The sequence below is a fragment of the Paenibacillus sp. FA6 genome (assembly GCF_051550225.1).
Lineage (GTDB): Bacteria > Bacillota > Bacilli > Paenibacillales > Paenibacillaceae > Paenibacillus_AQ.
In genome coordinates this window covers 5,494,803-5,516,999 of sequence record NZ_CP188820.1, presented here as the reverse complement: position 1 = coordinate 5,516,999, position 22,197 = coordinate 5,494,803, and the positions used below count along the sequence as shown (strand labels likewise).

The window sequence follows — 22,197 nt, the reverse complement described above, 5'->3', positions numbered from 1 at the left end:
TGTCGTAATCCTAAAGAAGGACACCCATCGGCGCCCTTGGTGAAAGAGTTAATCTGGTGGTGGGATCGGGATGGGATACATACGCAGTTAAAGGCGGAACGTGAACCTTTAGCTCCATATCCATCCCCCTACGTTTGTTCTATTCCGAGGGTCCTTCTACTTCCATATTCGTTACTAACCATTCTCCTACAAATCACCCACACTACTCATAGGCACCTTCTGCCTCCTTCAACACCAATAGTTGTATAAAGAGCACTTAAATTGGGTCACATTCTCCTAGCGCTAACTTTAGTTGCATTAAATACATCTAGTTACTGGAGAATCACCACTTTTCACCATACCCCCACTTTTAACTGTTGTTTTTGCAACTATTTCGCTCTTCCTTACCTTTCCTTCTGATTTAAGTGTACTTATGCATCTATTAGACAGTGTGGTTAACCAGAGGTATTTGACCATTTCACTTTAGTAGTTAGCTCGGCATTCTTCTACTGCCACTGAAAAGTTATACATGCTGGCATGTACATGCCAAAAGTCAAAAAAGGAGAGTGGGAATCAAATCCCCCTCTCCTTCAATTTCGTTTGTAACTATTTCTTACGCGAATAGCCTTTACTTCCGCCACCACTGGAGCTTCGGCTGGAAGGACGCCCCGCCGATGAGCCGTAACCACTGCTTCCGCGTGCTGCTCCGCCACGTGTTTCACTTCCACGTGCTGCTCCGCCACGTGTTTCACTTCCGCGTGCTGCTCCGCCACGTGTTTCACTTCCGCGTGCTGCTCCGCCACGTGTTTCACTTCCACGTGCTGCTCCGCCACGCGTTTCGCTTCCGCGTGCTGCTCCGCCACGCGATTCTATTCCACGTGCTGCTCCGCCACGTGTTTCACTTCCGCGTGCTGCTCCGCCACGCGATTCTATTCCACGTGCTGCTCCGCCACGTGTTTCACTTCCGCGTGCTGCTCCGCCACGCGTTTCACTTCCGCGTGCTGCTCCGCCACGCGTTTCACTTCCGCGTGCTTCGCCTCCGCGTGCAGTTCCAACGCGAGCTTCGCCTCCGCGACCAGTGCCACCGCGAGCTTCGCCTCCGCGACCAGTGCCACCGCGAGCTTCGCCTCCGCGACCAACTCCGCCAATGCCAGCTCCGCCACTGCCGGCTTCGCCTCGGCGTCCAGTTCCACCGAGGGATTTGCCTCCGCGACCACCAGACTTACCGCGAGAACTCAGTTCGCCATCACGGTTCCCTTTAGGTTTTTTCCCAGAGGAATTAAATGTACTCATCTTCTTGAATTCAATCTTGCCATCGTTATTCTCATAACGTAGCTTTTCAATATTGTGATGAATTTCTAGCTCAATACGCTGAACCTCTGGCTTATCCTTAGGGTCCGCTAACGTAATGGCCAGCCCTTTTTCCCCCGCACGGCCTGTACGACCAATCCGGTGAATATAACTATCGACATCATGAGGAATATCGTAGTTAAATACATGTGAAATACCTTCAACATCCAATCCACGTGCCGCTACATCTGTTGCAACTAAAATGTGTAACTTTGCCTCACGGAATTTACGCATCACGGATTCTCTCTTGGCTTGTGAAAGATCGCCATGAAGCTCGTCCGAATTATATCCTTTGTCTCGTAGTGCCGTATTCAGTATCTTCGCACGACGTTTCGTACGACAGAACACAAGCGCCAAATAAGGATTGTACTCGTTAATCATGCTGAACAACGCTTCCTGCTTGTTACGATCAGAACACTCGATAACCACTTGACGAATATTTTCGAGCGGAACCAATGAGTTCTCACCCTTAATCATAATATCTTCAGCATCCGTCGTATAAGCGGCAGCAATTCTTTTAATTTCAGAAGGCATAGTGGCTGAGAATAGCATCGTCTGACGACGATATGGGAGTGCCTGAATCAGTGTCTCAACATCGTTCAAGAAACCCATATGAAGCATTTGGTCTGCTTCATCCAATACCAGCATTTTCACCCCACCAAGATCCAATGTACCGCGACCCAGATGATCCAGCAAACGTCCCGGTGTACCTATGATGAGATGGCGTCCGCCTTCAAGCTTACGTAGCTGCTTCTCAACATCTTGTCCCCCATAGACAGCGAGGATTTTAACTTCTGTATGCCTTGTCAGCTTCCGTGCTTCTTCCGTAATTTGCAGTGCCAACTCCCGTGTTGGAGCTACAATCAGAGCTTGCGGAAATTGACGACTCGGATCGATCTTCATCAATATTGGCAACAAGAATGCAAGTGTCTTTCCTGTTCCCGTACGAGCACGAGCGATGACATCCCGTCCTGCTAGCAGTAACGGAATCGCTTCATGTTGTACTGGTGTTGGTTCTGTTATACCTTGATTCTGAATAAGCTTATCTAACTCTTCCGTAATACCTAACTTTTGAAATTTGGGCAAATTCTTCACCTCGTTCTATTTATTTTTACACGAACTCTTCCTACCGCTCTTTATAAGTTACAACATATACAGATCACTTTCACAATTAGAAACGGCTGTGACTTCCTTATAGAGGAAGTTCAAAAAGTCATCTTTTGATCACGAAGGTTACTAAGAAGCTCATTCGGAGAAACGCAGCCTCGCAAGCATGCACTTTAGTGCTGAAAACCTAACTTTTTGAACTCGAACTTATTTAAGAAGTTTATACTTCCGATGCTAGCGATACTTCGTATCACTTTTATATTGAACTTAACCCCCATTGTAACACGCCAGCACTCAAGTAGAAACGGCTTTGCCGTCATTTAGGACAGCAAGGCCGTTTTCAATTAAACTTGAAGAATAAAACTAATATTAACTTCCACACCACGACCTAGAATCTCCCTGATTTGAATATCCCATACAGCAGCCATAGAAACATAAACAATGCAACTGTGAACCCAATCCCAATCACAGGAAATTGCCACAGTATCGAAGATTCATTGTTCATAGCCGCGCCGATAATGAGTGCGGCCATAATAATACTGAATGCCAGTAAAACGATACTTATAGACAGCCTATTACTAACCTGGTCTAGCTTATGCATCAACGCTTGAAGTTCAGGCACACTGATCTCAAGTTTCAATTTCCCTTTACTAATAAGAGACGACAGTTGGCGAGCTTGTCCAGGAAGATCTAACATCCCTTCGAGCAAGCCGCCTAATCCTCCAAATAATTTCTTCCGTAAGTTCTCCGTACTGAAACGTTCCTTCGCAAGCTTCCTTCCAAAGGGTTCCGCCATATCAATAATACTTAAAGATGGATCCAAACTTTCTACAACACCCTCAAGCGTCAATAATGATTTACCAAGTAATGTCAAATCAGGAGGAATAATAATCTGATGTTGTCTCGCCACGCCAAACAGATCATTCAATGCCTTGCCCATACTAATCTCCGCAAAAGGGATATCATAATATTCTTCTTGCAATCGATCTAGATCCGCGCGTAAAGCTGCTATCTCGCCCTCATCTGGAAATAAGCCCAGTTTGAGAATAGCACGAACCATACCTTCACTATTTTTACGCATCAATGCAATAATTAAAGCAGATAGATGCTCTTTCATATCTGCACTTATCCGACCAACCATTCCAAAGTCAATGAAGGCAATGCTCCCATTCTTCCTAACTAGAATATTACCCGGATGAGGATCACCATGAAAGAATCCTTCTAAAAAAATCTGATGGAGCATCCCATTGGTAATCCGTTCAGCGATCTCTTTCAGATCATAGCCTTTGTCTAGCAATTCATCCTTATTCCTTACCATAATGCCATCTATATACTCCATCGTAAGTACACGCGAAGACGTAAACTCCCAGTAAATATGAGGGATGTAGATATGCCGATCATTTTGGAATTGCAGTGCTATTTTCTCCGTATTTCGCGCTTCTTGACTGTAATCCAGCTCTGCCATCATAGACTTGGATAATTCCTGCACGATGCGGGTCAATTGATATTGCCTCGCCCATTCCCAGCGCTTCTCGATGACGATAGCCAGATCACTAATAATATCAAGATCCCGGCTAACTATTTTCACAACGCCTGGGCGCTGTATTTTGATAGCTACAGCCTCACCCGTTCTTAGCTTGCCCAAATGAACTTGTCCAATGGACGCAGCTGCAATCGCTGTATCCTCGAACCAAGAGAATGCATCCTCAATCGTTGTATCCAATTCCTGGGCAAGTATTCCCCTGGCTGTTTCTGATGAAAAAGAGGGTACCTGAGCTTGAAGCTTCACTAGCTCCTGAATGATGGAATCTGGAAGTAGATCAGCCCGTGTACTTGCCAATTGACCTAACTTAATAAAGGTCGGCCCCAAATCCTCTAAAACATGCCGAATCCTCTCTCCTAGCGACTTGGTTTCCAATGATTCATGTGTAATCCAACGCCGCGGAAGCGTAAGAAATTGGAATAGTTCAATTTCCTCCACCATATAACCAAAACCATGGCGTATAAGCGCCATGGCAATTTCTCGATAACGTCCGGTATGTCTAATACGTATAGCCATTATTCAGCCTGCGGTGATTCCAGCTCTGCAATTTTGCTCTCCAAAGCGGCGATCCGTTGCTCTAAGGCAATTACATCACTACCCGTAGGTACATGAAGTTCCTTCAAAATACGGTCCACTTGCTCACGAATAACAGATTTGAACTGACCTTGCTCTTCCTCTCCCCGTTCAATAAGACGATTCACCAACGCCTTCGACTCATCGGGTGCAAGCTCACCACGGGTCACAAGTTCGTCTACGATTTTCTCAATCTTCTCCTTGCTCACCACAGTAAGACCCAAACCTAAAGAAATAGCTTTCTTAAATAGATCACTCATGCTTATTACCTCCCGATGGCTACTAACAGCCTTATTATACTCTGAAAAGACTTCCTACTATAAAGGATGTTCAAAAAGTCAGATTTTGATCACGATGTATACCAAGAGGCGTATTCGACATCGAATATTGAATTCAGCCGGTCCTTCCGGTGCTCACGTAGGGACTGCCTACGCTCCGCTCCTCACTCCCTACCTTCATCCAATCTTCTCGGTGCTGAAAATCCAACTTCTTAAACTCTCTCTAAAATGAGGATGTTCAAAAAGTCAGCTTTTGATCACTACCTCAACGAGATGTCCACTCGGCTGCTTGGAGAATAAACTTCCGTAATTCAGGTTGTTTAAATGTAGGTTCATGGTGTCCAGGCATCAGGAATGTTACACGCCCTAACCCATACGTATGACTCCATGCGGCTGGGTACCATTGGTCCTCCATTTGATATTCCAACAGAATCTGTTTCTCCGTAAATGGATCGAATTCAAATTGATAAGGCTCTTCTTCTATTTCAAAAGGTTCTATTCCTTCTGTAATTGTATGGTCATTCCCAGTTGTACGGAAAGTAAGAGATTGATATGGCGGATGACCAGTAAACTTTCCACCCATTAACTGAGCTAATTCGGAACGTCCATCAATAGATATCCCATTATGGATGACGAATAGACCTCCGCCTTGACTGACATAAGAGAGTAACCCCGCTGTTTGCTTAGGCGAAATTTTCTCATCCCATAGATCAATGTAAGAAATACAAAGATCGAACTGCTGAATGTTGCTATCCAATAACATATTCTTATTCTCACTGCATTGAACCGTCATCACATCGTTTAATATATGGCTAATCTGCGCATCCACCCCTTGTAGCGGATGAAACTTAGGATGTGTATAATCCCCGAGCAGTAAACATTTTTTAATTGTATTCATATTCATTTATTCCTCCTTAATTGTTACCAGGAAAGTGACTGTCCCTTATAGTCTACAAAGACAGCATGCTCTCCTTTAAATTCATCACTTCTTAATAGAAGCTTCATGATATGCGATGCAGATTGCTCTGGTGTTAAATCACCTTGTTCATCCAGCTTCCCATTCATATACGTCTGCACCCAACCCGGATGAATGACAAGTACCTGCCCACCTACATCCCTGATTCCATTATGGATCAATTGAGATTGCATATTCAATGCCGACTTGGACATGCAGTAGGCGAACCAGCTATTCCGTTCACATGATCCAATGCTACCTGCCTCTGAGGAAATATTAGCAATGAGCTTTCGTTCTCCTTTTAATAGCAACGGCATCAAAGCCTGACTCACTCGTAGAGGACCCAATGTGTTAACATTGAACACTTCCTGTATTTCCTTCAAGTCTATTGAATCTAGAATAGTCGCTTGAGTGTCTCCCAACATAGCTGCATTATTAATCAATACGTCTAAGTGATCCGTATGTTCGAGAATAACCGCTATGGCTGCAGCGACACTTTCCTCGCTCCCAACATCTAGCATGAACAAGTGAAGCGTCTCTGGATATTGTTCCTTCAACCTATCAAGGTAATTCAAATCTCTGAGGAATTTACCTGCAAACACATGGGTTCCAAGCTTTAACAATTCCCTAACAAGACTTAAACCCACACCTCGGTCTGCCCCAGTTACACACGCCGTTGTTATCATTCTTGTACCTCCCGCTAATCTTACCTGTTGTATTGTAGCACCCATAATAGGAAGAAACGACATAAGAAAGTACACGGTTAGACTTAACCTTTTATATAATTACCCTAGCTACCTTGCTCAGAACCAGTCTCTTCCCCTTCGGACTGTGCAACAAAATAACGACCCAGTTTCACCATCATACTACCCATACGCTCTTCTTCCGGAATGACAACGCGTTCAATTCCTTCATCCAGTAATGCTTGAGCTGTAACCTTACCTACGGCCACGGCCACAACGGATCCTTCGAACGCCCTCCGCATTGCGGTCATTCCATCATGTTCACGAGCATACTCCACTAGGAAATGAAACTGTGGTGCACTTGTGAAGGTGACAGCATCCACATTGGCTTGCACAATATCTTCAAAAAGTTGCTTTAATTGATGCTCTTCTGGTGGCACATGACGATAAGGTAATAATGATGTTGTTGTTGCTCCCTGCTCTTCTAGCCACTTTGTAAGCTTTGGTGCTGATTCACCATGTAGCTGTAGAATGACACTAGCCCCTTCTAGATCATGTGGTTCAAATGAACGCATTAGTCCGGCACTACTTCCATCATCATCTCTAACCGTAATAGTTAAATCACGCCTTTTCAAAGCATTAGCCGTCTTGTAACCCCGAGCCGCTATGGATGATTTCGATAGTATCTCAAGAAATTTATCTGCTACTCCTATATTATCAGCCATTTTAAATAGTGCTTCGAGGCCTGTCCCCGTCGTGAAGATGACCCATTTCGGCGGATCTTGGATCCATGAGACTATCCCTTCACGAAGCTTCTCATCGTCTTGATACACGGTTCCCTGTGCAGGACGATGGAGTGGGGTTCCTCCCATGTTTTCTACTAATTTCGCCATTTCAGCAACTTTACGAGAAGCAGCTATCGCAACGACTTTGCCCTTCATATTCTGAGCCATCTTCTACTCTCTCCCCATCATCCCTAGTATAAGTATATTGTTCTATACATCGCTACATGAACACCGACACATCATTATGTGTTTAATTATACCATATTTGCCCTTGTATGTTTATTGCTTCATGGAAGATTTTTTTTGTGAATAAAATCAGAAAAACTCGGTCCCGTTCTTTTGCATATCTTCTGGTGATTTCGCACAGATTCCTAGCTTAGGAAGCATGCGGGAGGTATGAATTACATTTTGTTTCCATAAAAAATCCCCTTCAAGTTCACTCTTACCCCATGATAACATGTGGTTTTTTTCGAGTGTTTACTTAAAGGGGATCATACAAGCCTTGTTTAATTGATAAAGCTCGTATATTGCAACAATCGTTTCAGCATAACTACCGCTTGAGCACGGGTCGCATTCGCTGTAGGGACGAACGTCTTATCAGTCATACCGGAAATAATATTAGCTTCAACAGATTGTGCTACAGCCTCTTGTGCCCAGCTACTAATCGATGCTTTGTCACTGAATTTAGCCAGGACAGTACTTGATGCAGCTACATTATCCACCTTAATTCCCGTTATATTAATGGCTCTGGAAACCATAACCGCCATTTGTTCACGAGTAATCGTAGCATTTGGATTAAAGTTGTTGTCATTATAACCATCAACTAGTTTCGCTTTAACAGCCGCCCCTATCGCACCTGCAAACCAATCACTTGATTTAACGTCTTTGAAGCTTGCGGAAGCTACATCATCCGTTAGGGCTAATGAACGAACTAACAAAGTTGTGAATTCTGCACGTGTAATGTTACTTTCTGGAGCAAAGCTAGAACCCGTTACCCCATTTACGACTAGCTTGGATGCGAGAAGCTCAATATCATCTTTTGCCCAGTGCTTGTTTATGTCAGTGAATGTTTTAGTTGAGGAAAGCACAGTATAGATACTATTCCCATTACGCTTTAATGTGATTTTAGTTGTACCGTCTGTTTGTTGTGCAAATACCGCGGGTACAAAAGAAAATTTACCTGTAGCTGGATCATAGAGAACAACGGTCGAAGTATCTGCACTCGACGAAATTGTTAATACGATCGATCTTGATACATAAGTACTACCGAAGTTATTGATCTCGATCGTTTTTCCATTTCCTACACCATGAACAGAAAATTCAATCGCACTACCGATCTGGGAAGTGCCAATGTTCTTAGCACTCGCTTTGATCTTAGCATTCATGTCTGTATCTGAAATAGAAATATTGACTTGGATACTAATGTTCTCATTAGCAGTACCTAAGCTTTGCGCAAGTGCTACAAAATCTAATACGCTAATAGGTAATGAATATTCTCCATCATTCGTTTGGAATGAAATGATGGTATTCGGTGCTTTTATCGCAGCAGAAGCCAATACAGATGACGCAACGCTGAATGTAACTCCTTCCCCCGTCTGGTTGTTGAAAGAAAGAGAGACGATTGGAGCATCACCTTGGTTATTTTGACCTGCTGCTTGTGTTAATGCAGCAGCAAGCGCCACATCGTTTTGAGTGACAATGTTCGTAACACGACCATTTGCTGCTGTAGTAGATTTCACAATATTATTGCTTGTATCTACCTTCACTACGACCGAATTACTTGACGGTGGAGTTACTGGTTTACCGGATACAGGTGCTACACCCGGACCAGCTCCGGGTGCTGCTCCCGAGCCAGATCCGCCTGTTGGTCCCGAGCCAGGTCCGGGTGTTGGACCATCCGGTACTGTTATAACTGGAGGATCAATCGGCTGTGTGGGTGGTACGATAATATCGGATACAGTAACGACTAGATCTTTCGTATCCACTTGATTACCTTGGCCAGCAACTACCTTATAGGTTCCAGCAGCCTCTGAACCTAACAAAGTGAATGCACTAGAGAATTGACGATTAGTGACCTTCGTAATATCGTAAAATACAGTACTATTATTGCCTGGACGCAACACTTGAATTATTACTTCGTCTAATGTAGATGTACCTGAGATTGTAACTGAACCGCCTTGTTCGATGGGTGCCACAGCATTCAACGTAATTGCTGAACTTGCTGCAAATGCACTTATGGGTACTAGCGATACACAGAGCGCTAGAATTAACATGACACTTAACTTACGTAATTTCACTTTGACATTCCTCACTTTCATTTTTCCTTCAATAAGCGATTAAGAGTTTCTCCATAGAATTAATCGTCGTTGCCGTTAGTATTTCCATACTCATTATTCAACATCAGATCCATTTCAGTCTGCGTAGCTTGTGTCGCCATATTTGTACCAACACTTGTAAAATCATTATTAAATTTATTTACGAGAAATGCTTTAACCGTATACTCCTTATTCGTAGGGTCAGTTACATTGAAGCTTGCTGAATACGTTCCTGTACCCACCTTGAGGTTAGCCTCAACAATGCTTACAGGTGTATTACCCTTCATCAATTCAAAGATGACCGATTGTGTTCCAGTACTATTGTAGGAACCGTAATTATATAGGAACGCATTAAATACATTTATCTTTGCAGTAAGTCCGTTATTTGTAGTTATCACAGGCGCTGTCATGTAGAATACTTCAGACGATTCGGTTGCTCTATTGTACAGATATTTTGAACTATACCCTTCTGCGTTGATGTAAATAGAATATCTGACACCCTTTTGGAAAACGCCCGGGTTTATCGTAAGCTTGCCCGCAGTTATCGTGTATTCTGTGAGGGGTAATAATATTCTTGTAGTACCAGCATTATTATCATATATGGTAATGTTACTTACTTTATTTCTCCATAATCCATTGTCTTCAAATGTCAATTCACTAGGTGCATTACTAAAGAGATATCCTGTAATTTCAGGAGTGTTATAGCCAATCGTACTATCAATCTCTGTGTTTCGTACATTGTTGTGATCATCACTCAGTGAATCTGCTTCTACTTTGATCCTAACTGAGTTACTTGTCTTCGCTTCATGAAATATAATGACGAGCTTGTCCTCTTGGATGGACACAACATCATTTTCGGTTAAAGAAGAGAAGTTAGTTCCATCCCAAATTGAAATCTTCTCCTTTAAGTGCGATACTCCCTCAGAATCTTGAGTAGCATCCACAGGATTGTAACTAAAGGGTAGATTCAACCAACTACCATTGTGCGTAATGTATGGTGTGTAAAGATCTAATGATTGACGGGAGTAGATCCAATTCATGTTTACAGCGCCAGTGTGAGTGTTACCTGAAGCATCTTTAAATGAATACGGCTGAAATTGTAAGTAATATTGACCATTCAATGGTTGTAGTGAATGAATGATCAAGGCGTTTCCAGAGAATGTAAAAGTTAAATCCGAAGGAGCATTATAAAACCACTGACCATTAGTGTAGTATTGATAATATATTGTTGATTTTAAGCTATCTAATGTGGCCTTATTATTAAACACAGCTTCATCAAACTCTAGCACGATATCATGATTTGAATTTGCAATATAGGCCTTTACAAATTTTGGTGCTGTTGTATCTGCAGGTGATGGATCTACGACATCTGCATCCGCTCGAATGAGCGAAGTTGTACTTCTATTCCAATTAACATTTCCATAACTGTCCTTAAGTGCATATCCTTCTATAATTATTTGATTATTCGCCCCCGTGAGGGCTTGTGCATAATGGATGACAAGCTTGCCCGATTCAATTGACACTGTATCATTAGCTGTCAAATTGTTTGTTGCAGAATCCGCCCCACTTCTTAGTATCTTGATATAATTTTTTAGGTTCGAGACTGAGTTCGATATTTGATTATCATAGACTTCCTCTTGAAAGGTAATCGTCACATCGTGGTTAAAATTACTAATGGCTGCGCTTTGAATGACTGGAGGTGCTACATCTAAGATCAACTCTGAATTGAGATTACCATCAACATCTTTCAAAGCCCCAGCCGCGATTTTAATATGTGTGTTAGGACCTTGTACAATTTGCACATCAAAATCGTAGTTTAGATCAATTTCATTTCCGTAAAGTTCTACCTCACTCTGTACTGGAAGGGCTACAAAATTTACGCCATCCTTCGCGATAGTCAATTGACTCTTCAAGTAAGTAGCATCACTAACAGTAGTAGTATTATTAAGCGCCATGTCTTCATCAAAATACATATAAAGCGAAGAACCTCCACCGGTTTCTGAACCTAAATAAGTAGGTACCCACTCACCGCTCGTGGTTGCATCAGCTGATGCCATGGAAGAAAACGAAAATGATGAAACTACCATCAAAGCTGCTAACAAGCTAATAGAAACTCTTCTCAGCATCGTATTAGCCAACCTGTTTAAAACCGTCTTTACACTCGTTGTATGCATAATTCTTCTTTCACTCCTCATAATGGTTATATTCTAACTAAATTCTACATTTCATCAATGAAAGAATAATGAAAGATTTTCGATCAAAAACGACAAAACCTGCACGGCATATAGCCTCGCAGGTTTACAAAAAGAGATATAATATTTATCACACTCTATCAAGATTAGATAATAAATGAGAATACAGAACAACCAGCTTCTGTGATGGACCCATTCCAAGCTCTTTACGTAGTATTTTTACATATTGCCTATACTGTCTGATGAAGGAACCCCTGTCCATCTGCGCGGCATATGCATTCAAGAGCAATGTAGTAACCTCTTCGTCCAATTCATTACGAGCAAGAAGTTTATGAAGGAGTCTTACCGCAACAGAATCTCCATCATGATCATTCAGCAAAGCCATTGCTAATTTCTTAATAAACACGGCATATATCCTCGCAAATCGTTCTATATCACTCAAGGCCCACAGAAAAGCCCTCTCACCGAATAAATCACCAACAAAAAGCTCTTCAATTGCGATGGCCTCGTCAAGATTTGAAGCGTCAATGACGTCAAAACCTTTAAGCTTGTCCTCAAATTCAACAAAATCGATATATACATCTGCAATATCCATGCCATAACTGTCCGTATTGGATTTCACAAGCGATTTCAAACCGTGAGGCTCAAGAGATTTCCTCAATTGATAAATGGTTGTATTCAGATACGTCTCCGCATTTTTTGGCGGCATGCCACCAAAAATATCTTCCATAAGTCTTGTTCTCGATACCATTCTACCACGATTAAATAACAAGTATCCGAATAGCTCGGCGCTTTTTCTGGATATCCATTTCACCCCGCCGCCTTGTTCGCTGCGAACCTCTAACCCACCCATACAATATATAAAGATGCGATTCGCATTCTGATCTTCTTTCGTACCTTCGGATAATGGATGAATGGCTAGCGCCCTTCTCACCGTTTTCTGCAACCGTTCCAGTGAAACAGGCTTGACGATATAATCCAATGCAAAGATATCGAATGCGTCAATAGCATATTCTTTATGAGAGGTCACAAACACTATATGGAGATTGTTACACGTCTCCGCCATCCTCTTGGCAAACTGCATACCGCTCTCATTAGGCATACTAATATCTACAAAAGCCAAGTCTGCAGGTTGATTATTTAAGAACAAAGTGGCGGAATTCGTATCCTGAAACGAGCCGATGATTTGAATATTGGGAATTTTCTCAAGAAATTTTCTCATGATCAAGTGCATGGCTTTTTCATCGTCAATGATTATGACTTTCATTATAGCTCGATCTCCCGTTCCATTCGTGTTTTCGTGTTTTTTCCCGCTTCATTCACCGGAAGAGAGAAGATAAAAGTGCTCCCTTCACCCAGGATACTTTCTACCCAGATCGCACCGCCATTCAGATGAACAAACTCTCTGGACAATAAGAGACCTGATCCCCGTCATTTGTTGCCCCTATATGGATACTCCCGCCAGCATCGGCAAACTTGATGGCATTGGAAAGCAGATTTCGTAGTATCAAATCCAATATTTCTTTGATTTCACTGCGTATTCTCATGGAATGGATAAACTGCTGTACAATCGGTGCCAATCTTAGATGGTTAAATTGATAGATCCCCCAAGCATCATAACCAGTGATGCTTATCGGTCGTCATCTACATACGAACAGTAAAAGTAAAAAACGTTCCAATATGAACATTTTTAGATCTTATAAGCGTCTTTTTTTTTTTTTACAATGATAGTACATATAAAGATAGATTAGAGGAGGAGAAACATGGAACAGAAAAAGATATTTACTCGCTTGAGCATGAGAGTGAGGGAGCAAATCGCAGGATACTTATTTGTTGCCCCTTTAATGATCGGGCTCGTTATTCTGACCTTAATTCCAGTTGTAAGCTCGTTGTTGCTTAGTTTCACGAATTGGAATTTCGTAGCTGGCATTGGAGCAATCAAATTTGCAGGGTTCGATAACTTCGTTAGATTATTTCATGATGATGTATTTATGAAGAGTTTGTTAAACAATCTAATTTTTATTATTACGGTGCCGATTACGCTTGTACTTGCACTTTTAATTGCTATTTTGATTGATAAGCATGTATATCTTAAAGACACATTTAAAGTCATTTATTTCTTACCCTACATTTCTAGTGTTGTAGCTGTAGCCATGGTTTGGCAGGTTCTATTTCATCCATCGCTTGGACCTGTGAATAACTTTCTAATATCGATCGGATTTGAGAATCCACCGAAATGGCTGGCTGATATTGACTTTGCATTACCTTCTTTAATGATGATCCAAGTGTGGATTCTGTTAGGATATAATATCATTATCTTCATTGCAGGTCTACAGAGTATCCCGAAAGATCTGTACGAAGCTGCCGATATTGACGGGGCGAATGTGTGGACGAAATTCCGTAGCATTACGGTTCCATGTATTTCGCCAACGACCTTCTTCTTACTCGTGACGGGTATTATTGGTACCTTTAAAATATTTGACTTAATTCAAGTATTAACGAAAGGCGGGCCGGCGAATTCGACGACCGTTATCGTGTATGAACTATATGACACTGCCTTTAATCAATTGAAAACGGGATATGCTTCAAGTATGGCACTCATTCTCTTTCTCATGTGCCTCCTGATTACAGGTTTACAAATGTTAGCACAAAAGAAATGGGTCAACTATTAAGTTGCCTCGGAAGGGAGATTTAGATAATGAAAAAGTTGAATGTATCAAAAATAATATGGACCCTCTTCATGTCCTTACTTGGTATTGTATTCTTGCTTCCGTTCCTGTGGATGCTTTCGGCTTCTTTTAAAGTAGAAACGGATGTGTTTAAGTTCCCGATTGAGTGGATTCCATCCACATGGCATGCGGTTGAGAACTATAAAGAGGTATGGACAGGTGACTTTGTTAAGTATTATACGAACTCTGTGTATATCACCATTACAACGACGGTTATCAATGTATTCATAAGTGCACTTGCCGCCTATGGTTTCTCCAAACTACGGTTCCGCGGTAGAGACGCCATGTTCATGCTCGTACTCGCACTCTATATGGTTCCACCACAGGCGTCGCTCGTACCGCAATTTCTAATGTTCAACTGGTTGAATTTAATTGATACTCATACGGGTCTAATTCTCATCAACAGTTTCAGTATTATCGGTGCCTTTATGCTCAGACAGTTCTTCATGGGTGTTAATAATGAGTATCTGGAATCCGCTCGTATGGATGGTGCAGGGCACTTCAGGTCCTTCCTACAAATTGCACTTCCGCTCATCCGTCCAGGTATCGCGACATATGCCATCTTACGATTTATATGGACATGGAATGATTACCAGTACCCGCTGATTTTCTTGAAAACGAAGAGTTTATTTACGATCCAGCTGGGAATTCAGTTGTTCGGTGACCAATATGGTGACGTCTACTCGCTTATGATGGCAGGTGCTGTCTCGGCAATCTTACCTCTACTTATTATTTTTGCTATTGGGCAAAAACAAGTCATTGAAGGAATCTCCCTCGGGGGTGTTAAAGGGTAATTTAAATAGGAGTTCAAAAGTCAAAATAGTTTCTCTTCAGTAAAATTTGAGAACTACGAATCAAAAATCATTATGTTACTCTATGTATGTAAGCAGTTACATTATTGAATTTCATACTTTCTAGGAGGGTCAAAATGAAAAAGAGAAAATTATCCGCCATGTTATTGTCTTTAACCCTAGTCCTAGCTGTAACCGCTTGTGGAAGCGGCGGAAACAGTGCTAGCAACTCGAAACCAGGAGCTACAGATGCAACGCCCGATGCTGGAAATAAGCCTGCAGTAAAAGAGCAAGTGACTTTGAAGATAAGCACTTGGCAAACCGATGCTAAAGCAAAGTGGAGCTCCATTATTCCTGAGTTCGAGAAGAAGCATCCAAATATTAAAGTTGAGCTTGATTTACTAAATGAAAAAGGTGATTCTGTTGCCTCCATGCAAAAGCTGGATCTGATGGCTGCATCGAATGACCCACTCGACATTATTGAATTACCGTATACCAACTATTCGCAACGTGCGGACATTGGATTGTTAGAGCCATTGGAAGGCTTTATTGAAAAAGATGGCTATAAGTATGAAGATGAATATCTCGTTGATACCAAAGTAAATGGCACCATCTATGCCCTTCCATCATCCATGCAGCGCTGGTTTGTTCTCTTGAACAAAGATATGCTCGATGAAGCTGGATTGCCTGTTCCAACGGATTGGACATGGAAAGAATTCGAAGACTATGCACTAAAATTGACAGCAGGTGAAGGTGCAACGAAACGTTATGGTGCATACCTGCATAACTGGCCTGACTACTTCCAATTGCAGTTGATGAGTAAAGCTTCTAACAATACATTCCTCAAAGCAGATGGAACATCGAATGCAACGGAACCTTTGTTAAAGACTAACTTAGAAATGATGAAAAAAATGATGTATGAAGATAAGAGTGCCAGTATGTACGAAGATATTATTTCACAGAAACTTGCCTACCGTAACCAATATTTCAATAAACTTGCAGCTATGTTGCCAATGGGCGATTGGATGGTTGCCGAGTCAGGTGGTACAGATGCGATTCCAGCTACATTCGTAACGGCATTCGCGCCGCTTCCTAAATTGGAGGGTGAGACGCATCATTACTCACCAGTTCAACCAACTTATATGAGTGTTGCAGCGAAGTCGAAGAACAAAGAAGCAGCCTATACCTTCATTAGATGGTATACAAGCGAAGGATTAGAAATTGGTGGACGTGTATTCTCTGGTTGGGCGAAGTCCGATACAGGTAAACTTGTTGATACGATCGTAGCTGGAACGAAGGACTCTTCCAAAATCGATGTAGCTTCATTGAAATACACGATGGAAAATACGACTCCAGGTGATGCACCAGTTCCAGCGAAGTATGCTGACGAAGCCAAGAACGTCGTTATTCCTGAAGCAGAGTTGTATATTCTAGGTAAACAAGATGTTGATAAAACGATTACTAGCATTGATAATAAAATTGCCGAGGTTATTAAAAACAACAGTGGTAATTAAACATTAATAGAGTATCGAGTGAAACTTATACTTTCTTATATTTATAAAAAGCCTTAAGGTATGATGGGACAGGAAATATTACATTTCCCTGTCCCAATTCTAATTTAGATACGAGGCCTGAATTCTGTGTTTATTCGAGATTATTCACTACGTATGAAGTTGGTATGGTCGGCATTAATTTGTTTCCTTATCCCACTTATCATCATTTATTTGCTTACCAATTATTTGACTAGAGATATTATTTTGGAAAAGGCAATATCCAATGCAGAAGATTCTTTAGTCGCTGCCAAATCGGAAATTAACGGTATTTTTGAACAGACATTGGAATTATCGAACTTCGTACTGATGAATCGCGAACTTCGGAAAATATTATTGGTGAATCAAGATCAGTTAACAACTAAAGAACAGAAACAAGATTATTGGGTTAACTATAGCCGATTATCCAGTACTCTAGATGATCTCTTCACTTTAAAAGACGACTTTTATGTCACTATTCTAGGGGAAAACAATTATATTTACACCAGTTATTCGTATAGTGAATTTAATCCAACGATATTTTATGGAAAAGAATGGTTCCCCCATTTGAAAGATATGCCGATATTCTCAGCATATTGGTTGGGAGAGAAATTTAATTATAATAACAATTCAGCTCATTGGATTACCGTTGGACGACCGATCAAGCGCACAGTAAACAACCATTCGATTGGTTATCTGGTAGTGAATGTGAATGAACGAATCATCCGTTCTCATTTAGCGAATAACGCTGACCAAGAAATGATTCTAATAGACAACAATGGTGTCATCATCTCTCATACAGACCAGACAGAAATCGGAAAGGCCATTCCCTGGTGGACGAAAGATGCAAACTCGCAAACGATTGAAATTGAAGGCATCAAATATATTTATGCCGAGCAACGGCTAGAAAGCAACGATTGGCGCGTGGTCAGTTTAATTCCTTTTTCAGCGGCCATCCAGAAGAATAAACAGATTTTATTTATTAGTTTCACGGTTCAATCGTTGTTCTTCACTTTGTTCTTTATTTTGTTGATTATACTTATCTCCGCATTAACAAAACCGATTGCCGATTTAAGTAAATTTGTTACAAACATTGGGCGTGGGCAACTTGATGAGCGCAATGGTATTCGGGGCAATAATGAAGTGGGTCGTCTTGCTCGTACGATTGATCACATGCTGGATCGGATTCAATCGATGTTTGAGCAAATTATGATGGAACAGGCGAAGAAGCGGAAAGCTGAGCTTGAAATGCTTCAAGCACAAATTAATCCGCATTTCATGTTCAATTTATTGAATTCGATTCGTCTCAATATATTACTTCAAGGGGATAAAGAAAATTCGGAATTAATCGGCTCGCTGTCTTCTTTATTACGAATGACCATTAATCGTGATAATGAGCTTATTCCTCTTCAAGAAGAAGTAGATACTGTTTTTCATTATGTGAAACTGATGAATTTCCGTCATGCCAATCAAGTTGATTTAGAATATCACTTTGAAGATGAGTGCGGCAAGGCTCTGGTTCCACGATTTATGATTCAACCGCTGATTGAGAACTCTATTATTCATGGGTTCGAACAATTTGACGGTCAAATATTCATCAATGCTCATTATACGTATGAAGATGAATCTGAGTATTTGAATATATCCGTTCGTGATAATGGTAAGGGTATGATGGAGCCTCAACTGAACATGCTTCGATCAAAGATTGAGGATGAACATGATGCTCAAGAAGGTGAACGTAAAGGATTCTCAGGTATCGGTGTAAAAAATGTTGTTCAGCGGTTGCGCTTAGTTTACGGAAGTCGTTTCCAAGTGGATATTCAAAGTGAGTCCGATGTGGGTACGGTCATTACATTGAAATTCCCATCCGAAGTAGAAAGTGCAGGTGGTAATCTTGTTGACAGCAATTCTAGTGGATGATGATTATCCGGTATTACGATATCTCTCAAAGACTGTTTCATGGAGGGAATTAGGCATTGAGCTTACTGGCTGCTACTCGAACGGTCTTGAAGCTTGGGAAGCCTCCAATCAGAACTACCCAGATATTATTATTACGGACATCGGCATGCCCAAAATGAATGGATTAGAAATGTTAGAGAAATTCGCTACTGTTCATCCGAAGTTTAAGGCCATTGTGTTGTCATGTCACAATGAATTTAAGTATGCACAGCAAGCGATGAAATTTAATGTAAGCGATTATATTTTAAAAGAAAGTTTAGATATTGATCAGCTACAGAGTATTCTGAAAACGATCGTGTTCGATATGAATTCAAAGAAGAAAAGCTCCGAAGATATGCTTCTATATAAGCACAAACAGTTCGTGAATCAATCTGCTTTCAAGGAGAAGTTTCTAAAAGATACATTATATCAAGCGTCTAGTAAGAAAGATGAATGGATCGAACAAGCCCGGTTGAATGGCGTTAGTCTCGAATCCAAATATTATATTCCGATTGTCATTTCTATTGATCGTATGTCCACTTTGGCCAGATCTCGTAAAATGAATGATTATACGATTGTTTTTGCGGTTGAGAATATTTTGCAGGATATTTTGGAGTCAACCAGATGTGTAACTTTTCGATTCAGTAACAAGCAGCTGGTCATTCTATTCTGTTGTGATGATCCGGCAAAAGAGCAACAAATGTTATATTACGCCATGGAACGAGGTATTGCAGCGATTAAGCAGTATTTGAAAATATCTGTCTCCTGTCTTATGGGAAGGGAGTCTCTTAATCCGAAAGAAATTCAAAGTGTGCTGACACCGATGCTTAAACAACCAGAGCTTAGCTTTTATTTAAGAGAATCCAAGATTCACCGATTTGAATTTTTCCCATTCTCTCAAGAGGATATGCATAAGGGATATTCGCAGTTCTTCTCTGATATCAACAATAATATTGCACTCAATCTACCTGAGGTGTTGCGCGATAAGATCATCGGTTGGGCAGACTGGGTAAGAACCCATAAGTTCCACCCAAGTGACGTGAAAGAAATGGTCTTGCAATTACTGTTGGATCTGCAAATGAAAACGAAGGTTACGCTTCAATATCATCAGGATTTGTCGAGTGAGAAGCTGTATGATGTAGTGAATTCTATTGAAACGTTAGATCATTTCGAGGAGTGGTTTATACAATATTTAAATGCTCTTGCTCAACAATTAAGCATCCTGGCTGTCAGTTCTAAACGACCAGAAATAATCAAGGCCCAACAATTTGTCATTCAACATGTGACGGAGAAAATTACGTTAGAAGATATGGCTAACTCTTTGAACTTGAATTCAAGTTACTTCAGTCGATTATTCAAACAGGAAACGAATCAGAACTTCATCGAGTACGTCAATATGGTGAAGTTACAAAAAGCGAAGGAATTACTGCAACAGTCGAACAAAGCCGTTGAGGAGATTTCGGATTATTTAGGGTATGCCAATAAGAGTTACTTCATTAAGTTATTTAAGCGTGAGATAGGTATGAAGCCTAGTGAATATTCAGCTTGGAAATAAGATAACAGATGGTAAGGTGGATGGATTTCATGGAACGAACAACAGAACCAGCCTGGAAACAATTTCGCAGTAAAGCGGATTTACAACAAGCGGTAACAGCAACATTCGAACCTTTGAAGGGCCATTTCACACCTGGATACGCCGGTTTGGATCTTGGAGCAACGGGAGCAATACATAACGAATCTATTGCACTCATGGAGGCATTTTCCCGTCCATTATGGGGACTTGTTCCTCATGCTTGCGGCGGCGGGGATTCAGATTTGTGGCCAATGTACCTACAGGGGATCATCCATGGAACAGATCCGGGACATGCAGAATATTGGGGTGATTTCGGAACGAAAGATCAACGGATGGTCGAACAGTCTGTGCTTGGTCTAGGGCTGGCACTCGCACCGCACCAAATATGGGACCCATTGACGGACAAGGAAAAGCAAAATGTGTATCGGTGGTTAAATCAAATTAATCTGGTTGATCGTTCCAATCCGAACAACTGGCTGATGTTCACGGTTCTCGTAAATATTGGATTTAAAAAGGTCGGTTTACCGCATGATCAAGTCATTATGGATAAATACCTCGAAATCATCGATTCCTATTATTTAAGTGATGGGTGGTACTCGGATGGTGACACGGATCAACGAGATTACTACATCCCGTTTGCGATGCATTATTATTCTCTCATCTATGCCAATTTAATGGAACAAGATGATCCTGAACGTGCTGTACGCTATCGGGAACGGGCCAAGCAATTTGCACAGGATTTCATTTATTGGTTTGCCGAGGATGGTAGTAGCATTCCTTTCGGACGGAGTCTCACTTATCGGTTCGCTCAAGTTTCTTTTTGGAGTGCGCTTGTGTATGCAGATGTTCAGCCCTTCTCGCTTGGAGTTATGAAGGGGATTATTCTTCGTCATCTACGTTGGTGGTTTGAGCAGCCGATCTTTACATCTGATGGTCTGCTAAGTATCGGATATGCCTATCCGAATCTGATGATGGGTGAATGTTACAATGCACCAGGTTCTTCCTATTGGTCATTTAAAGCTTTTCTCATTCTTTCTTTACCTGACGAACATCCATTCTGGCAAGCCGAAGAAGAACCGTTGCCGGTATTGCAATCTTTAGTCGCTCAGCCACATGCGCGAATGACCATTAGCCGTCCTGAAGGGAATAAGCATGTCGTTGCTTATGTTGCAGGTCAGATGGCAAACTTTGATATGGCACATAGTGCCGCAAAGTACTCCAAATTTGCGTATTCCACACGATTTGGATTTAGCGTTCCGAAAGGTTACCATGGTCTCATTCAAGGCGCCTACGATTCGATGTTAGCGCTAAGCGAATGCGATGATCATTACCGGGTACGCCGGTTCTGTGAGGAGTACCGTATTGAGGAACAATCGATTTATTCACGCTGGCTTCCTTGGCGTAATGTGGAAGTTCAGACATGGATCATTCCCGCAGGGATGTGGCATGTCCGAATTCATCGGATAAACACACAGCGCCAACTAGATGTAGCTGAAGGTGGATTCGCTATTCAACAACCACGTGATTTCTCGATTAATGAACAAGATATGCTTGTGTCCCAGCCTGAGAGTGTATTAGCTCAATTGCCTTGGGGGTTAAGCGGTATTGTAAATGTTAAAGGTTTCGGACAAGCTCAAATGATCTATCCGGATCCCAATACAAACCTACTCCACCCCCGTACGATGATTCCTACGCTGACAAATCGATTGGAACCGGGAGAGCATTTGTTAATCTCAGCCGTATTCGGGGCTACATATAGCAAGGATAACCTGGAATATTGGTTAACCCCACCTGCTGTGGAACAAGATCTGGATGGGAGCGTTACGGTACGTGATCTTAAATCTGGTGCGATATATTATACATTGAAATAGGAGTTG

General features: G+C 41.6%; 16 protein-coding genes. 6 read left to right on the top strand and 10 right to left on the bottom strand.

The window, feature by feature from the left end; translation table 11 throughout:
- Nucleotides 1-585: 585 nt before the first annotated feature.
- From ACP8HI_RS24760 to ACP8HI_RS24715, 10 genes are all read right to left on the bottom strand, one after another.
- Nucleotides 586-2,415 (bottom strand): DEAD/DEAH box helicase, encoded by a 1,830-nt coding sequence (locus tag ACP8HI_RS24760; protein WP_438348765.1) that lies wholly within the window; start codon nucleotides 2,413-2,415, stop codon nucleotides 586-588.
- 409 nt (nucleotides 2,416-2,824) lie between these two features.
- On the bottom strand, nucleotides 2,825-4,495 hold the full coding sequence (locus tag ACP8HI_RS24755) for an ABC1 kinase family protein (protein ID WP_438348764.1): 1,671 nt from the start codon (nucleotides 4,493-4,495) through the stop codon (nucleotides 2,825-2,827).
- Nucleotides 4,495-4,812 (bottom strand): phasin family protein, encoded by a 318-nt coding sequence (locus ACP8HI_RS24750; protein WP_438348763.1) that lies wholly within the window; start codon nucleotides 4,810-4,812, stop codon nucleotides 4,495-4,497. The genes ACP8HI_RS24755 and ACP8HI_RS24750 overlap by 1 nt, the downstream gene beginning before the upstream one ends.
- 283 nt (nucleotides 4,813-5,095) lie before the next feature.
- On the bottom strand, nucleotides 5,096-5,728 hold the full coding sequence (locus tag ACP8HI_RS24745) for a ThuA domain-containing protein (RefSeq protein ID WP_438348762.1): 633 nt from the start codon (nucleotides 5,726-5,728) through the stop codon (nucleotides 5,096-5,098).
- A 23-nt stretch (nucleotides 5,729-5,751) separates the two neighbouring features.
- Nucleotides 5,752-6,471 carry an SDR family oxidoreductase gene (locus ACP8HI_RS24740; RefSeq protein ID WP_438348761.1) on the bottom strand — a complete coding sequence of 240 codons (720 nt, stop codon included), beginning with the start codon at nucleotides 6,469-6,471 and terminating at the stop codon, nucleotides 5,752-5,754.
- A 104-nt stretch (nucleotides 6,472-6,575) separates the two neighbouring features.
- Complete coding sequence (locus ACP8HI_RS24735; protein WP_438348760.1) at nucleotides 6,576-7,421, bottom strand: uroporphyrinogen-III synthase; 846 nt, start codon at nucleotides 7,419-7,421, stop codon at nucleotides 6,576-6,578.
- A 338-nt stretch (nucleotides 7,422-7,759) separates the two neighbouring features.
- Nucleotides 7,760-9,550, bottom strand: coding sequence for an S-layer homology domain-containing protein (locus tag ACP8HI_RS24730; RefSeq protein WP_438348759.1), 1,791 nt, complete (start codon nucleotides 9,548-9,550; stop codon nucleotides 7,760-7,762).
- Between the two features lie 59 nt (nucleotides 9,551-9,609).
- A complete protein-coding gene (locus tag ACP8HI_RS24725) occupies nucleotides 9,610-11,742 on the bottom strand; it encodes a hemoblobin-interacting domain-containing protein (RefSeq protein ID WP_438348758.1) in 2,133 nt (710 codons plus the stop codon).
- A 148-nt stretch (nucleotides 11,743-11,890) separates the two neighbouring features.
- Nucleotides 11,891-13,027, bottom strand: a complete 1,137-nt coding sequence (locus tag ACP8HI_RS24720; RefSeq protein ID WP_438348757.1) for a response regulator — start codon at nucleotides 13,025-13,027, stop codon at nucleotides 11,891-11,893.
- A 121-nt stretch (nucleotides 13,028-13,148) separates the two neighbouring features.
- On the bottom strand, nucleotides 13,149-13,340 hold the full coding sequence (locus tag ACP8HI_RS24715) for a hypothetical protein (RefSeq protein ID WP_438348756.1): 192 nt from the start codon (nucleotides 13,338-13,340) through the stop codon (nucleotides 13,149-13,151).
- Nucleotides 13,341-13,523: 183 nt separating this feature from the next.
- On the opposite strand from ACP8HI_RS24715, the gene ACP8HI_RS24710 reads away from it, so the two are divergent.
- From ACP8HI_RS24710 to ACP8HI_RS24685, 6 genes are all read left to right on the top strand, one after another.
- Complete coding sequence (locus ACP8HI_RS24710) at nucleotides 13,524-14,432, top strand: carbohydrate ABC transporter permease (protein WP_438348755.1); 909 nt, start codon at nucleotides 13,524-13,526, stop codon at nucleotides 14,430-14,432.
- A gap of 26 nt (nucleotides 14,433-14,458) precedes the next feature.
- Complete coding sequence (locus tag ACP8HI_RS24705) at nucleotides 14,459-15,283, top strand: carbohydrate ABC transporter permease (RefSeq protein ID WP_438348754.1); 825 nt, start codon at nucleotides 14,459-14,461, stop codon at nucleotides 15,281-15,283.
- 134 nt (nucleotides 15,284-15,417) lie between these two features.
- Nucleotides 15,418-16,794, top strand: a complete 1,377-nt coding sequence (locus ACP8HI_RS24700) for an ABC transporter substrate-binding protein (RefSeq protein WP_438348753.1) — start codon at nucleotides 15,418-15,420, stop codon at nucleotides 16,792-16,794.
- Nucleotides 16,795-16,947: 153 nt separating this feature from the next.
- Nucleotides 16,948-18,729 carry a sensor histidine kinase gene (locus ACP8HI_RS24695; protein WP_438348752.1) on the top strand — a complete coding sequence of 594 codons (1,782 nt, stop codon included), beginning with the start codon at nucleotides 16,948-16,950 and terminating at the stop codon, nucleotides 18,727-18,729.
- Nucleotides 18,707-20,302 (top strand): response regulator transcription factor, encoded by a 1,596-nt coding sequence (locus tag ACP8HI_RS24690; protein WP_438348751.1) that lies wholly within the window; start codon nucleotides 18,707-18,709, stop codon nucleotides 20,300-20,302. The genes ACP8HI_RS24695 and ACP8HI_RS24690 overlap by 23 nt, the downstream gene beginning before the upstream one ends.
- Before the next feature lie 29 nt (nucleotides 20,303-20,331).
- Nucleotides 20,332-22,191, top strand: a complete 1,860-nt coding sequence (locus ACP8HI_RS24685) for a DUF2264 domain-containing protein (RefSeq protein WP_438348750.1) — start codon at nucleotides 20,332-20,334, stop codon at nucleotides 22,189-22,191.
- Nucleotides 22,192-22,197: the final 6 nt, after the last annotated feature.

What these genes read in the sequence shown, in the direction of transcription:
- ACP8HI_RS24755 (WP_438348764.1), bottom strand. Translation starts at nt 4,495, where the DNA reads ATGGCTATACGTATTAGACATACCGGACGTTATCGAGAAATTGCCATG.
- ACP8HI_RS24750 (WP_438348763.1), bottom strand. Translation starts at nt 4,812, where the DNA reads ATGAGTGATCTATTTAAGAAAGCTATTTCTTTAGGTTTGGGTCTTACT.
- ACP8HI_RS24745 (WP_438348762.1), bottom strand. Translation starts at nt 5,728, where the DNA reads ATGAATACAATTAAAAAATGTTTACTGCTCGGGGATTATACACATCCT.
- ACP8HI_RS24740 (WP_438348761.1), bottom strand. Translation starts at nt 6,471, where the DNA reads ATGATAACAACGGCGTGTGTAACTGGGGCAGACCGAGGTGTGGGTTTA.
- ACP8HI_RS24735 (WP_438348760.1), bottom strand. Translation starts at nt 7,421, where the DNA reads ATGGCTCAGAATATGAAGGGCAAAGTCGTTGCGATAGCTGCTTCTCGT.
- ACP8HI_RS24725 (WP_438348758.1), bottom strand. Translation starts at nt 11,742, where the DNA reads ATGCATACAACGAGTGTAAAGACGGTTTTAAACAGGTTGGCTAATACG.
- ACP8HI_RS24720 (WP_438348757.1), bottom strand. Translation starts at nt 13,027, where the DNA reads ATGAAAGTCATAATCATTGACGATGAAAAAGCCATGCACTTGATCATG.
- ACP8HI_RS24710 (WP_438348755.1), top strand. Translation starts at nt 13,524, where the DNA reads ATGGAACAGAAAAAGATATTTACTCGCTTGAGCATGAGAGTGAGGGAG.
- ACP8HI_RS24705 (WP_438348754.1), top strand. Translation starts at nt 14,459, where the DNA reads ATGAAAAAGTTGAATGTATCAAAAATAATATGGACCCTCTTCATGTCC.
- ACP8HI_RS24700 (WP_438348753.1), top strand. Translation starts at nt 15,418, where the DNA reads ATGAAAAAGAGAAAATTATCCGCCATGTTATTGTCTTTAACCCTAGTC.
- ACP8HI_RS24695 (WP_438348752.1), top strand. Translation starts at nt 16,948, where the DNA reads ATGAAGTTGGTATGGTCGGCATTAATTTGTTTCCTTATCCCACTTATC.
- ACP8HI_RS24685 (WP_438348750.1), top strand. Translation starts at nt 20,332, where the DNA reads ATGGAACGAACAACAGAACCAGCCTGGAAACAATTTCGCAGTAAAGCG.